General features: G+C 65.4%; 12 protein-coding genes. 1 reads left to right on the top strand and 11 read right to left on the bottom strand.

Going from position 1 to position 13,417, the window contains the following annotated elements:
* Nucleotides 1-61 precede the first annotated feature (61 nt).
* Genes IVB24_RS13955 through IVB24_RS13930 form a run of 6 tightly spaced genes read right to left on the bottom strand, consistent with a single transcriptional unit; the run spans nucleotide 62 to nucleotide 7,052 of the window.
* Complete coding sequence (locus tag IVB24_RS13955; protein WP_247773243.1) at nucleotides 62-469, bottom strand: ribulose bisphosphate carboxylase small subunit; 408 nt, start codon at nucleotides 467-469, stop codon at nucleotides 62-64.
* Between the two features lie 11 nt (nucleotides 470-480).
* Entirely contained in the window at nucleotides 481-1,941 is a 1,461-nt protein-coding gene (locus IVB24_RS13950) for a form I ribulose bisphosphate carboxylase large subunit (RefSeq protein WP_094975557.1), read from the bottom strand.
* A gap of 38 nt (nucleotides 1,942-1,979) precedes the next feature.
* Complete coding sequence (fba, locus tag IVB24_RS13945; protein ID WP_247773241.1) at nucleotides 1,980-3,065, bottom strand: class II fructose-bisphosphate aldolase; 1,086 nt, start codon at nucleotides 3,063-3,065, stop codon at nucleotides 1,980-1,982.
* A 26-nt stretch (nucleotides 3,066-3,091) separates the two neighbouring features.
* Entirely contained in the window at nucleotides 3,092-5,110 is a 2,019-nt protein-coding gene (gene tkt, locus IVB24_RS13940; RefSeq protein WP_247773239.1) for a transketolase, read from the bottom strand.
* A gap of 16 nt (nucleotides 5,111-5,126) precedes the next feature.
* The gene (locus tag IVB24_RS13935) at nucleotides 5,127-6,002 is read right to left on the bottom strand and encodes a phosphoribulokinase (protein WP_094975560.1); all 876 of its coding nucleotides are present in this window, start codon (nucleotides 6,000-6,002) and stop codon (nucleotides 5,127-5,129) included.
* 12 nt (nucleotides 6,003-6,014) lie between these two features.
* Nucleotides 6,015-7,052, bottom strand: coding sequence for a class 1 fructose-bisphosphatase (locus IVB24_RS13930; RefSeq protein WP_247773238.1), 1,038 nt, complete (start codon nucleotides 7,050-7,052; stop codon nucleotides 6,015-6,017).
* 120 nt (nucleotides 7,053-7,172) lie between these two features.
* Between IVB24_RS13930 and IVB24_RS13925 the strand changes: the two genes are divergently transcribed.
* Nucleotides 7,173-8,150 carry a LysR family transcriptional regulator gene (locus IVB24_RS13925; RefSeq protein ID WP_247773237.1) on the top strand — a complete coding sequence of 326 codons (978 nt, stop codon included), beginning with the start codon at nucleotides 7,173-7,175 and terminating at the stop codon, nucleotides 8,148-8,150.
* Nucleotides 8,151-8,536: 386 nt separating this feature from the next.
* Here the strand turns inward: IVB24_RS13925 and IVB24_RS13920 are convergent, their stop codons facing one another.
* The 5 genes from IVB24_RS13920 to IVB24_RS13900 form a co-directional block, all read right to left on the bottom strand.
* Entirely contained in the window at nucleotides 8,537-8,746 is a 210-nt protein-coding gene (locus IVB24_RS13920) for a hypothetical protein (RefSeq protein WP_094975562.1), read from the bottom strand.
* 138 nt (nucleotides 8,747-8,884) lie between these two features.
* Nucleotides 8,885-9,304 carry a DUF4118 domain-containing protein gene (locus IVB24_RS13915; RefSeq protein WP_166474369.1) on the bottom strand — a complete coding sequence of 140 codons (420 nt, stop codon included), beginning with the start codon at nucleotides 9,302-9,304 and terminating at the stop codon, nucleotides 8,885-8,887.
* Between the two features lie 159 nt (nucleotides 9,305-9,463).
* Nucleotides 9,464-10,657, bottom strand: a complete 1,194-nt coding sequence (locus IVB24_RS13910; protein ID WP_247773236.1) for an MFS transporter — start codon at nucleotides 10,655-10,657, stop codon at nucleotides 9,464-9,466.
* 53 nt (nucleotides 10,658-10,710) lie between these two features.
* Nucleotides 10,711-11,265 carry a TetR/AcrR family transcriptional regulator gene (locus tag IVB24_RS13905; protein WP_247773235.1) on the bottom strand — a complete coding sequence of 185 codons (555 nt, stop codon included), beginning with the start codon at nucleotides 11,263-11,265 and terminating at the stop codon, nucleotides 10,711-10,713.
* 1,188 nt (nucleotides 11,266-12,453) lie between these two features.
* Complete coding sequence (locus IVB24_RS13900; protein WP_247773234.1) at nucleotides 12,454-13,413, bottom strand: N-carbamoyl-D-amino-acid hydrolase; 960 nt, start codon at nucleotides 13,411-13,413, stop codon at nucleotides 12,454-12,456.
* Between the last annotated feature and the right edge of the window lie 4 nt (nucleotides 13,414-13,417).

Genomic DNA, 13,417 nt, shown 5'->3' with positions numbered 1-13,417 from the left:
GGCGAAGCAGTGGTCCGCCAAGGATGCGGAGCAGGGAGAGCTCCGCGCGGAAGCGGATGGCTCAAGTCGACGCGTGCACGGTCGGCTTGCGCACAGTGGTGTAACGGATCGCACGGCCACCGACTTCCTGCCGCACCAGCTCGAACTCCGCCTCATGCGGCGGCCGGTTGACGATGAAGGAGATCCGCACCGACTCCCAGCCATGGCTGGAATCGAATCCGCTGATGCGAATGTAACTGTTACCATACACCCTGCGGCACTCCGCGAGCTCCATCATGACGCCGGCGGCGTCCTGAAGGTCGAACATCGGCAGGCCCCACATCTCCCAATAGGTATTGCGGGGATGAGGATCGTCGGTGAACTCGATATTCACCGCCCAGCCGTTTCCAAGGCAATACTGCACCTGCTTATAGATCTGGTCGTCGGTGAGACCGGGCAGGAACGAAAAGCAACCCTGAGTGAGTTTCATGCTGCGTCTCCTCAAACTGTTTCGAGCGCGGTCGGCACGAAGTCCGGCGTGTCGGTGGATTGATAATTGAACGTCACGTCCTTCCAGACCTCGAGCGCAGCCTTCAACGGCGTGCAGGTCTCGGCCGCCCTGGCCAGGATCTCCGGACCTTCGTGGACGTAGTCGCGCCCTTCGTTACGGGCGAGGATCATCGCTTCCAGCGCCACGCGGTTGGCGATCGCGCCGGCCGCAATGCCCATGGGATGACCGATGGTGCCGCCGCCGAACTGCAGCACGACGTCTTCGCCGAGCAGATCGAGCAGCTGGTGCATCTGGCCGGCATGGATGCCGCCGGAGGCGACCGGCATCATCTTGTTCAGGCTCGCCCAGGACTGATCGAAGAACAGGCCGTGCTCGAGCTTGGTCGGGTTGAAATCCTCGCGGCAGACGTCGTAATAGCCGCGCGTGGTGTTGGGATCGCCTTCGAGCTTGCCGACCACCGTCCCGGCATGGATGTGGTCGACACCCGCGAGCCGCATCCACTTGGCGATGACGCGGAACGACACGCCGTGGCTCTTCTGCCGCGTATAAGTCGAGTGACCGGCGCGATGCAGATGCAGGATCATGTCGTTGCGCCGCGCCCATTTGGCCATCGACTGGATCGCGGTGTAGCCGATCACGAGGTCGATCATCACGATGCAGGACCCGAGCTCCTTGGCGAACTCGGCACGCTCGTACATATCCTCCATCGTGCCTGCTGTGATGTTCAGGTACGTGCCTTTCGCCTCACCCGAGGCCGCCTGCGCGCGGTTCACCGCCTCCATGCAGTAGAGGAAGCGATCGCGCCAGTGCATGAAGGGCTGCGAGTTGATGTTCTCGTCGTCCTTGGTGAAGTCGAGTCCGCCCTTCAGCGCCTCGTAGACCACGCGGCCATAGTTGCGCCCCGACAGCCCGAGCTTCGGCTTCACCGTCGCGCCGAGCAACGGCCGGCCGAACTTGTCCAGCCGCTCGCGCTCGACCACGATGCCGGTCGCGGGCCCCTGGAACGTCTTCACATAGGCGACCGGGAAGCGCATGTCCTCCAGGCGAAGGGCCTTGAGCGGCTTGAAGCCGAACACGTTGCCGATGATCGAGGCCGAGAGGTTTGCAATCGAGCCCGGCTCGAACAGGTCGAGGTCATAGGCGATGTAGGCGAAATACGAGCCCGGCGTGCCCGGCACCGGATCGACGCGGTAGCATTTCGCGCGATATTTCTCCGCGGCCGTGAGGCGATCGGTCCACACCACGGTCCAGGTCGCGGTCGAGGATTCTCCGGCCACCGCAGCAGAGGCCTCGATCGGATCGACGCCTTCCTGGGGCGTCACGCGAAACAGCGCGATGACGTCGGTGTCCTTTGGCACGTAGTCGGGCTCCCAATAGCCCATGCGCGCGTATTCCATCACACCCGAGCGATAGCGCTCTTTGCCGCGGACCGTGCCTGCATGTGCGTTCATGTCTCTCTCCTGCTGTCTTTTCTGCTCTTTCCGATTGATCAGGCCGCGACCGGTTCGCGGGCGTCGACGCGTGGATCGAGCTCGCCGGCGCGGTAACGCCGCGCCATCTCGCCCAAGGGAATGACCTTGATCTTGCTGGCGTGGCCCGCCGTGCCGAACTGCTCGAACCGGTCGCGGCAGAGCTCACGCATCGCGTCCATTGCGGGCTTCAGGAACTTGCGCGGGTCGAACTCGGAACGCGTTTGCGCGGCGACCTTGCGAAACACCGCCGTCATTGCGAGGCGGCAGTCGGTGTCGATATTGACTTTGCGCACGCCGCTCTTGATGCCGCGAACGATCTCCCCGACCGGCACGCCCCAGGTCTGGGGCATCTCGCCGCCGAACTGATTGAACATGTCCTGGAGAGGCTGCGGCACCGACGAGGAGCCGTGCATCACCAGATGCGTGTTCGGCAGCCGGCGGTGGATCTCCTCGACCACCCGCATCGCCAGTATGTCGCCATCCGGCTTGCGGCTGAACTTGTAGGCGCCGTGCGAGGTGCCCATGGCGATGGCGAGCGCATCGACCTTGGTGGCACGGACGAAGTCGACCGCCTGATCAGGGTCGGTCAGGAGCTGGTCGTGGCTGACCTTGCCCTCGACACCGTGACCATCCTCCTGCTCGCCGCCGCCATGTTCCAGCGAGCCGAGCACGCCGAGCTCCCCTTCGACGGAGGCGCCGACCCAGTGGGCGAGGTCGACGACGCGGCGGGTGATCGCGACGTTGTAGTCATAGTCGGCGGCCGTCTTGGCATCGGCCTTGAGCGAGCCGTCCATCATGACGGACGTGAAGCCGTGGGCGATGGCGGAGGCGCAGGTCGCCTCGTCGTTGCCGTGGTCCTGATGCATGCAGAGCGGAATGTCCGGATAGGTCCGCTCCAGCGCGTCGATCATGTGCGAGAGCATGAGATCGCCGGCATAGCTGCGCGCGCCACGCGAGGCCTGGATGATGACGGGCGCATCGACCTCGGCCGCCGCCTGCATGATCGCGATGCCCTGCTCCATGTTGTTGATGTTGAACGCCGGCACCGCGTAGCCGTGGCCGGCTGCGTGGTCGAGCAGTTGCCTGAGGGTGATACGTGCCACGAGTGGTCCTCCTTATTGTCGTTTGCTTATTGCCTCTTGCGGGCGATTGCCCGGCGGGCGGTTTCCGCAATGCTTTGCGATGTGATGCCGAATTCGCGGTACAGCACGGGTGCCGGCGCCGAGGCGCCGAAGCCGCGCATGCCGACGAACTCGCCGTCGGCGCCGATCCAGCGCGACCAGTCGCCCTGTACGGCCGCCTCGATCCCGACGCGCGGCGCGGTGCCGAGCACGGTGGCGCGGTATTCGTCCGGCTGTTCCTCGAACAGGGCGAAGCAAGGCGCGGATACGACGGCCGCGCGGATGTGCTCGGTCGCGAGCAAACGAGCGGCTTCCAGTGCAATCGACACCTCCGAGCCGGTTGCGATCAGCGTCACGTCGCGGCCGCCGTCCGGCGAGACGACGAGATAGGCGCCGCGAGAGACACGGTTTTTGCCGCGCGCATCGCTGCGGAAGGTCGGCAACGCCTGACGCGAGAGGCACAGCACAGAGGGGCGGTCTTCGGAATTGAGCGCGCAGTCCCAGGCCTCCAGCGTCTCCACCGCGTCGGCGGGGCGGAACACCAGGAGGTTCGGGATCACCCGCAGCGCCACCAGATGCTCGACCGGCTGGTGCGTCGGGCCGTCCTCACCGAGGCCGATGGAATCGTGGGTCATCACATGGATGACGCGCAGCCGCATCAGGGCCGCAAGGCGGATCGCCGGCCGGCTGTAGTCGGAGAAGGCCAGGAAGGTGCCGCCATAGGGGATGAAGCCGCCATGCAGTGCGAGGCCGTTCATCGCGGCGGCCATGCCGTGCTCGCGAATGCCATAGTGGATGTAGTCGCCGGCGAACGCCCCGCGCTTGACGGAGACTTGCACCTTGGCGTGCGTGAGGTTCGAATGCGTCAGGTCCGCGGAGCCGCCGACCAGGCCGGCAATCGTCCCGGCGATGCCGTCGAGCACCTGTTGCGAGGCTTGCCGGGTCGCGAGCTTCGGACGCTCGGACGCAAAGCGTTCGCGCAACTTCGCCGCGGCCAGCGCATAGGCGGCAGGCAGGGCAACCGCCTTGCCTTCGACGAACATGTCGCGCTGCTCGGGCGTCGCTCCTTCATAGCGATCGAGCCAGGCGAGCCGATCGACCTGCCCGCGTTGCCCGATCATCCGCCATGCCTTGAGGATCGGTATCGGAACCACGAAGGGCTGATAGTCCCAGCCGAGAGCCCGGCGCGCGGCCGCTGTCTGCTCGGTCCCGAGCGGTGCACCGTGCGCCTTCTCGGTGCCCTGTCTATCAGGCGCGCCGTAGCCGATGATGGTGCGGCAGGCGATCAGCGACGGCTTTGCGGTCTCGCGCTCCTCTGCGATCGCCTTTGCGATCGCTTCGGGATCGTGTCCGTCGATGCTGCGCACCGACCAGCCGGAGGCGGCGAAGCGCGCGAGCTGGTCGTCGGAGGTTGCCAGCGAGGTTGGCCCGTCGATCGAGATGCCGTTGTCATCGAACAGCACGATCAAACGACCGAGCTGAAGATGACCGGCAAGCGAGATCGCCTCCTGGCTGAGGCCCTCCATCAGGCAGCCATCGCCGGCGATCACGTAGGTGAAGTGATCGATAAGGCCGTCGCCATGACGCGCATTGGCCATCCGCTCGGCCAGCGCCATGCCGACCGCGGTCGCGATGCCCTGCCCCAGCGGCCCCGTCGTGGTCTCGACGCCCGGCGTATGGCCGTATTCAGGGTGGCCCGGCGTCTTCGAGCCCCATTGTCTGAAAGCCTTGATGTCGTCGAGGCTGACATCGCCGCCCGTCAGATGCAGCAGCGCATAGAGCAGCATCGAGCCGTGGCCCGCCGACAGCACGAAGCGGTCGCGATCCGGCCAGCTGGGATTCGCCGAGTCGAACTTCAGGAAGCGCGAGAACAGCACGGTGGCGACATCGGCCATGCCCATGGGCAGGCCGGGATGGCCCGACTGCGAGGTCTCGATGGCATCGACCGCGAGGAAGCGGACGGCGTTGGCGAGATCGTTGTGGCTGACCGCGTAAAGGTCGGCTTCGGCGTGGACGGAGATGTTCATCGGATTCTCCCCTCGTTCACTTCAGATTTCGCTTGCGCTCGATCAGCTGCATGATCAGCGGCGTCAGGATCAGCTGCATCGCGAGGTCGAGCTTTGCGCCCGGACACACGATCGAGTTCGCGCGCGACATCCAGCTTTGCGGCAGCATCGAGAGCAGATAGGGGAAGTCGATGCCGCGCGGGTTCTTGAAGCGGATCACGACCATCGATTCGTCCGGCGTCGGGATCCAGCGCGCGACGAACGGATTGGAGGTGTCGACCGTCGGCACGCGCTGGAAGTTGATGTCGGTCTCGGAAAATTGCGGGCAGATGTAGTGGATGTAGTCGGGCATCCGCCGCAGGACGGTGTCGGTGACCGCCTCGGTAGAATAACCGCGCGCGCTGCGATCGCGGTGCAGCTTCTGGATCCATTCGAGATTGATGACCGGAACGACGCCGATCTTCAGGTCGGCATAACGGGCGACATTGACCTTGTCGGTGACGACGGCGCCGTGCAGGCCCTCGTAGAACAGCAGGTCCGAATTCTCAGGCAGCTTCTTCCAATCGGTGAAGGTACCGGGCGCCGTGCCATGCAGCGCGGACTCCTCGGCGTCATGCACGTAGTGCCGTGTCGTCGCGGTGCCGGTCTCGCCATAGTCGCGGAACGCGCGCTCCAGCTCCTCGAACAAATTGGTCTCGGGGCTGAAATGGCTGAAATGCTTGTTGCCGCGATCGGCCTCCTTGGCCATCTGCGCGCGCATCTCGGCGCGGTCGTAGCGGTGGAACGCGTCACCCTCGATGTAGGCCGCGTTGACCTTTTCGCGGAAGAATATCTGCTCGAAGGTCTTCTTGACCGAGGTGGTGCCCGCGCCGGAGGAGCCGGTGATGGAGATGATGGGATGCTTCCTGGACATCGGACGCCCTCCTCACAGCCTGAAGAAACCGCGCCGCGCGAACAACGGCGCTGAGACGCTGGCAACCAGCAGCGGATCGCAATGCAACTCCTCGACCCGGCGCACCTCGTTGCTCGAACCCATGATCAGCGGCACGCGCTGGTGCAGGTTCTGCGCCGAGAGGTCGAGGATGCGCTCGCGTCCTGTCGTGGCGGAGCCGCCGGCCTGCTCGATGATCATGGCCATCGGATGCGCTTCGTAAGTCAGGCGCAGGCGGCCGTCGCCGTAGCCGGGGCGCGCGTCCGAGGGATAGAGGAAGATGCCGCCGCGGGTGAGGATGCGATAGGCCTCGGCGACCAGCGAGCCGACCCAGCGCATGTTGAAATCGTGGTTGGCGGGCCCTTCGACGCCGGCGAGGCACTCGTCGACGAAGGCGCGCACAGGCGGATCCCAGTGCCGGCGGTTCGATGCGTTGATCGCGAACTCCTCGCAGCCCTCGGCGATCTGCGCGCCGCTGCGCGCGAGGCGGAAGCAGCCGGCCTTGCGATCGAGCGTGAAGATGTCGACGCCCTCGCCGAGCGTCAGCACCAGGGAGGTCTGCGGGCCGTAGGTGACGAAGCCCGCCGCAAGCTGCGCGGTGCCGGGCTGATGGAAGGCGAGCGCGAGATCATCGGGCGCGGGCAGGATCGAGAAGATCGTGCCGACCGTCATGTTGATGTCGATGTTGGAGGAGCCGTCGAGCGGATCGATCGCGATGCAGATGCGGCCCTCGCGGTCGCAGATCTGGGCCTCGCGCATCTCTTCCGAGGCGAGCGCTGCGATCGGCAGCTTATTGAGGCAGCGGCGCAGGATCGCATCCGCCTGCACGTCGAGATCGCGCTGGACGTCGCCGTCGCTGTTGCGGCCGGTGGTCAGGCCGGAGGCGTCCGCGAGATCGCCGGTGGCGATCAGGTCGGCGATCTCGATCGCCGCTGTCGCGATGGCATCGACCGCAGCCGCGACGGCCAGCGCGTGAGGCGCGGTCTCGGAATACCGTTGAAGGTGGTCGTCCAGCCTGAGTTGCCCGGTCATCTGCGTCCATCCCCTTTGCCGGTGCCGTATCCAGTTCCCTCCTCTCTGGAGGTCGGTACGGTCAGTCCCGGCATCAGGAGATTGACAGGGGCAGCTTAATAAGGAAAATTTCTAATCATAATGAGCGTCAAAGATTTTTCTTATAATGGCCCCGGCCACGCGACCGCCCAGCTCCGGCACCTGACGATCCGGCAGCTGCGTTCGCTCGCGGCGCTCTCGGCCAAGGGCAGCGTGACGGCGGCGTCCGGCCATCTCGGGCTGACCCAGCCGGCCGTAACTCAGCAGCTGCGGCAGCTTCAGGACCTCGCCGGCCTGCCGCTGGTGCAGCGGACCGGCGACGGCATGCTGCTGACGGAGGCCGGCAAGGAGGTGCTGACGCTGGCCGAACGGGTCGAGGCCGCCATCATGGACTGCCAAGGCGCGCTCGACCTGCTCGCGGGGCGGACCGGCGGCAGCGTGCATCTCGGCGCGGTCTCGACCGCGAAATATTTCGTGCCGCATGCGATCGCGGCATTCTCCAAGCGGTACCCCAAGATCGAGATCAAGCTCACCATCGGCAATCGCGAGGAGATCCGCGAGGCCATGCACGGCTACGACCTCGATTTCGCGGTGATGGGTCGGCCACCGGCCGACGTCACCGTCGACGTCCGCCAGCTCGGGCGCAATCCGCACATCATCGTCGCGCGCAAGGGGCACTGGCTGGAGAAGGATTCCGGCCTCAACCTGACCGACCTCGTGCACGAGACCTTCCTCACCCGTGAGCCCGGCTCGGGCACGCGGACGCTGATGGAGGGCATGTTCCAGAAGTCCGACCTCGAGCCGATCGTCGGCATGGAGATGAGCAGCAACGAGACCATCAAGCAGGCTGTGATCGCCGGGCTCGGCATCGCCTTCATCTCGGCCCACACGGTGGCGCATGAGCTCACCGAGGGCCGCCTCGTCGTGCTCGACGTCGCCGGCCTGCCGATCGTGCGGCAATGGTACGTGATCCGACGCAGCGACAAGGTGCTGCTGCCGCCGGCGCAGGCGATGTTCGATTTTCTCGGCTCGGAAGGGTCGAACTATCTGCCCGACGTACCCGAATTCGGCACGCGATAACCGGACGGCATTCAGCTCATCAGCTTCATGGCGACGGTCGCCGCCAGAATCACGATGATCTGGAGCAGACGCTCGGTCGTGAAGATGCGGTTGAACGTGGTCATCGCTTGCCCCGGCCGACGCGAAGGAGATTTCGATCGGCCCGTTGCTAGCACAGGCGGACAGCGAGACAACTCCGTAATTGCCACGGGTCTTGCGCAATTGCGTCAGCGCGAGGCCGTCGCTGGGCTCACCAGCCCGCGAGCTATCACGATTTTCAGGCGAAGGTGGCGGCGAAGTCTGAAGGACGAGATCATCGCCCAGCTGCCGGAGGTTCGCGCCTGGGGCGGACAATTCGCGGTGCCCGCACCCGATCTCACGATCATATCGTGAGCGATGGTTAACGATCAGGCTGCGAGCGGAGCGGCGTAGTCCATGCGCGTCGCGAAATAGGCTTCCAGCTCCAGCAGCGCCCGCGCCTCCCAATCGCTCGCCTGCTCGAGCAGCGACCAGCTCTGGCCCGGGCGGAATGCGGCGGTCTGCCGATAGAGCGATGCGATGCCGCGATAACGGCGCACGTTCTCCAAAATGGCCTGACCGCTGATTTGGCCGTTCATGTCCGAAAACTCCCTCGTCATTCTCGCGGGAGAAATTGCGGCCAAATCTTTTTCGAAAAGTTAGCGGCGCACGGCGAGTTCGCGGATGGTTGCCGGACTGTTGCGCGCAGGCAACGCGCACGGTCGTGAGTGGACCATTTATTGCGGATTCGTTGCCGCGCTGTCTCCCGGAGGCTTCCGCCCACCGCTCGTGGTGATCCGCATCGTCTCGCGGCAGAGATCGGCGAGGCCGATCAGGAACACGGCCAGCAGGAAGAACAGATTGATGGAATCCGCGTTCGCGCTGGAGAGCGCGCTGAACTTGAAGAACGGCGGCATGAACGCCCACCACACCACCGGAATGGTGAGCAGCGCGGTGAACGCCGCCGCGGGTGCGCCCGCGACAAATCCGACCACGAAGATGCTGGGCAGGAACGCCGCGAAATAGAGCTTTGCGCCGAACGCGACACAGATGCCCTGAAGCGCGGCAGATATTGCGACAACCACGAATCCGAGCAGGAACGCCTGCCACGACCATGGCCGTACCCGCGGTACGCCAGACAAACCCGCACGCCTCATCAGCCTCCCCCGCCGCCCGTTGACCGGGCCCAATTGAGACCAAAGTACTACAGCCGCAGGCAAACCGCGAGATCGAAATTGCGCCACCGCAGGCATCAAGGGGCCTAGGGCCCGGGGCTTGGTAAACGACCGCATCGCACAATCGGGCCCGGCCGGCGGCTATTCGGTCGCCGCATAGAGCAGGCCCGCGACGGGCAGAGCGAGGCCGATGGCCGATGCGAGCGTCCAGCCGCCTTGCGCGAAAGCCCAGGCGCCGACCGCGGAGCCGGCCGCGCCCGCGGTGAAGAACGTCGCCATGTAGAGGCCGTTGAGACGGCTGCGGTGCTCGTGCCCGAGCGCGAAGATGGCGCGGAAGCCGAGCACCACATTGCCCTGGACACCGACATCGATGGCGATCGCCGCCACGACCAGACAGACCAGGTTCAGCATCGAGCCGGACGCGCCGAGACAGGTCACGAGGAAGCCCCCGGCCGCGAGCAGCATCGCGACCAGCGTCGCGACGCGGCTATGGCCGCGATCGGCGAGCCGTCCGGCGATCGGCGCTGCGAACACGCCGGCCACACCGGCCAGCGCGAACAGCGCGATGCCGCGCTGGGTAAAGCCGAATGCGTCCGCGAGCTGGAGCGGCGCCACCGTCCAGAACAAGGTGAAGCAGCCGAACAGGCTGGCCTGGTACAGCGCCCGGCGCCGCAACAGCGGCGTGGCCCGCACCAGATGCGGCATCGACAGTAACAGCTCGCCGTAATGCATCCGCGTCACCGGCTTGCGGTTCGGCAGCGTCATCCAGAGCACCGCCGTCAGCACGATCATCAGCGCGGCGGAGGCGAAGAACACCGCGTGCCACGACAGCGCCGCAGTGACGAGGCTCGACACTGGACGCGCCAGCATGATGCCGAGCATCAGTCCGGTCGAGACGTTGCCGACGACCCGGCCGCGGATGGCTTCCGGCGCCAGATGCGCGGCATAGGGAATGATGATCTGCACCGCGACCGAACCGATGCCGATGAACAGCGCGGCGACCAGGAACGGCAACGCATGGGTGGCGAACGCGGCGGCGAGCAGGGCCGCCGCGCCGAGCGTGATGACGGAGCAGATCAGGATACGGTTCTCGACGAGATCGCCGAGCGGCACGATCAGCAGCAGCCCGGTGCCGTATCCGATCTGCGTCATGGTGACGATCAGCCCGGCCGCCGCATGCGACAGGCCGAGCGCGGCGCTGATCGGGGCGATCAGCGGCTGCGCGTAGTAGATGTTGGCCGCGATCATGCCACAGGCCGCGGCGAGCACGAAGGTCAGGCGCCGCGACACCGCATCCGGCCCGGGCGCGGTCTCGATCGTGGCATTCATCGTCATGACGCATGGTCTCCGAGAGATCGGGAACGATCATTCCCTAACAGGACAAGAATTCAGGCGAGCAGTTTCATCGCGACGCCGACGAGGCGGGCTCCGTCGAGCGGCAGGCGCGCCTTGCCGACGACACGCAGGCCCTGCGTGATACAGATCATCAGCCGCGCGGTGTCGTCGGCCGCGACATGGCCGGGAATCGAGCCGTCGGCCTGCCCCTCGCGAATGAGGCCGGCGATGAAATCTTCGTTGGTCTCGAGTTGGGCGCCGACGCGGGCGGCGACGACGGAATCGACCGCCGACAATTCGACCGCGCTGCCGACCACGAGGCAGCCCCGCCGTCCCTCGGTCCCTTGCGACTGCGCGACATAGGACAGCAGCACATTGCGGATCCGATCGCGGCCGTTGGTGCCGCGCCGGGCGGCGCTGCGGGTCTGCTCCTGGCGCAGCGCCGTATAGCGCTCGAAGGCAGCCAGAAACACCGCATGCTTGTCGCGAAACGCCTTGTAGATGCTCCCCGTCGCCAGCCGCATCGCCGCGGTGAGGTCGCCGATGGAGGTCGCATGATAGCCACGCTCGCGAAATACCCGCACGGCGCGGTCAAGCGCGGTGTCCATGTCGAACTCCCGGGGGCGGCCGGGCGGACGGGCAACGGGTCGGGATCGACGGACGGCCTTTTGCATTGCGGGATAATAGGGAATGATTGTTTCCTAATAAAGACACCTCGTTGTGAATGGGATGGGATCGGGTGTCGTATCAGCAGAGCCGGGACCCAGCGCGACGCGGCACGATGCGGATGGATGGGCCCGGCTCCGCAGCGCACCGCTGAAGAAGCGCCGCGCCGCGTCCGGGGCACGAGAGCGGAGTTTGGTGTAGGCTCTCTCCACGTCGTCATTGCAATGCTCAAGTGCAAATCCCAACGGCGGTGCCGCAAGGTGGGCAAAGGCGCAAAGCGCCGTGCCCGCGATCTCCCTCCATGAGCAACAGGGCGTGGGCACGCTTTCGCTTTGCCCACCCTACGAGATCGAGCTTGTGGCTTGCGGCTTGCGGCTTGCAGACATGTCTTCTCGTTCTCGCGGCGCGTTTCGCCCGAGCTTTGCTTGATCTCTTCACCCTCCGATCCAAGAGGGCGCAGGGAAGGCCGGGTGCCGGCTGGCACCCGCGGTCTGCTGCGCGAAAGGCACGCGCAAAAAAGACCGCACAGCAGCATACAGGTGTCGCCGATCACTCGGCCTTCCCTGCGCAGTGGCTGGACGGCTTATGCCGTGATCTCCCGGGAGCCGACCATTCCTTTTGGCCTCCCTCGCCCCGCGAATTTGGATGATGCAGTCTGCCCGGTTGGGCTCGCTCGCACCTTCGCGAAAGACTTGACCGTGGCAACGACGGCCAGGACCACACGGTTTTGCCGTACGCACGGCCCGCCATGTCGCCGCAGTATTCCCGAGCTCCGTCGACAGAGCCGGAAACTTACGAGCGAGACGAAGCCTAGCAGCGCCGTCGTCCGCACGCGGTTACGAGCTCACAGGGACTACCCGCCCTGCCCGCACCTCTCATGCCGACGCTGCCGCGTCCACCGCAAGCCCGGCTCGCGAACATGACGACGACAAGTCGCCCCTCTTGGGTGAGCCGGGATGGACGACACATACGCCGAAACCGAATTTCGGTAAAGTGGAATATTTTCGCGCGCGTGGATTGACAGAGGCAGACACAGGCGCGGTCCCGTAGCCCGGATGAGCGCAGCGATATCCGGGATCTTTTTGCGTGGGTTTCCCGGGTGTCGCTACGCTCACCCGGGCTACAAGCGCTCACCCCTTCGTCAACACCGCCGTTCCATCCGCCATCGTCGTCACGCCCTTCCGTTCCACGATCATCCCGTAAGCCTGCGGCTGGCGGTGAACGTCGAAATTGAAGGTGGTCCGCTTGTAGGAGTTGCAGAGGTCGAGATCGCAGCGCGCCAGCGCGATCTCGTCGCCCTTGGTCGTGCATCTCGCGATAATCTCGCCCGAGGGCGCGATGACGCAGCTGCCGCCGATGTGGTCGACACCCTCCTCGACGCCGGCCTTGGCGACGCCGACCACGAAGGTGCCGTTCTGATAGGCGCCGGCCTGCATCACCAGATGGTTGTGGAACAGCGAGAGATCGTCATGCTCGGGCGCGGGCGGATTGTGCACGGGCGTGTTGTAGCCGATCATCACCATCTCGACCCCCTGCAGGCCCATCACCCGATAGGTCTCGCTCCAGCGGCGGTCATTGCAGATCGCCATGCCCATCACGCCGCCGAAGGCATCGACGACGCCGAAGCCGCTGCCCGGCTCGAAATAGCGCTTTTCCAGATGCTGAAATTTCCGCCACGGCTCGTGCTCGGCATGGCCGGGCAGGTGAACCTTGCGATATCGGGCGACGATCGCGCCGCTTTTGTCGACCAGAATGGACGTGTTGTAGCGCCGGACAATTCCGTCCTCGACCGCCAGCTCGGCATAGCCGAGACAGAAGCCGAGACCGAGCTCGCGCGCGAGATCGAACAGGGCTCGCGTCTCCGGCCCCGGCATCTCGCGCTCGAAGAAACTGTCGATCTCGGCCTGATCCTCGAAATACCAGCGCGGAAAAAACGTCGTCAGCGCGAGCTCGGGATACACGATCAGGTCGCAGCCGCACGCCTTCGCCTCGCGCATCAGAGCCATCAGGCGGGTCACCACTTCGATCCTGCTCTCGCTCCTGGCAATCGGACCGAGCTGGCCGGCTGCGATCGTCACAAATCTCGTCACGCGT

The organism is Bradyrhizobium sp. 192 (assembly GCF_023100965.1).
Classification (GTDB): Bacteria; Pseudomonadota; Alphaproteobacteria; order Rhizobiales; family Xanthobacteraceae; genus Bradyrhizobium; species Bradyrhizobium symbiodeficiens.
The sequence above is the reverse complement of the archived record's forward strand: the minus strand, read 5'-3'. Positions and strand labels throughout refer to the sequence as shown.

What these genes read in the sequence shown, in the direction of transcription:
- IVB24_RS13920 (WP_094975562.1), bottom strand. Translation starts at nt 8,746, where the DNA reads ATGAACGGCCAAATCAGCGGTCAGGCCATTTTGGAGAACGTGCGCCGT.
- IVB24_RS13950 (WP_094975557.1), bottom strand. Translation starts at nt 1,941, where the DNA reads ATGAACGCACATGCAGGCACGGTCCGCGGCAAAGAGCGCTATCGCTCG.
- IVB24_RS13935 (WP_094975560.1), bottom strand. Translation starts at nt 6,002, where the DNA reads ATGTCCAGGAAGCATCCCATCATCTCCATCACCGGCTCCTCCGGCGCG.
- IVB24_RS13905 (WP_247773235.1), bottom strand. Translation starts at nt 11,265, where the DNA reads ATGGACACCGCGCTTGACCGCGCCGTGCGGGTATTTCGCGAGCGTGGC.
- tkt (WP_247773239.1), bottom strand. Translation starts at nt 5,110, where the DNA reads ATGAACATCTCCGTCCACGCCGAAGCCGACCTTTACGCGGTCAGCCAC.
- IVB24_RS13930 (WP_247773238.1), bottom strand. Translation starts at nt 7,052, where the DNA reads ATGACCGGGCAACTCAGGCTGGACGACCACCTTCAACGGTATTCCGAG.
- IVB24_RS13925 (WP_247773237.1), top strand. Translation starts at nt 7,173, where the DNA reads ATGAGCGTCAAAGATTTTTCTTATAATGGCCCCGGCCACGCGACCGCC.
- IVB24_RS13915 (WP_166474369.1), bottom strand. Translation starts at nt 9,304, where the DNA reads ATGAGGCGTGCGGGTTTGTCTGGCGTACCGCGGGTACGGCCATGGTCG.
- IVB24_RS13910 (WP_247773236.1), bottom strand. Translation starts at nt 10,657, where the DNA reads ATGACGATGAATGCCACGATCGAGACCGCGCCCGGGCCGGATGCGGTG.
- IVB24_RS13955 (WP_247773243.1), bottom strand. Translation starts at nt 469, where the DNA reads ATGAAACTCACTCAGGGTTGCTTTTCGTTCCTGCCCGGTCTCACCGAC.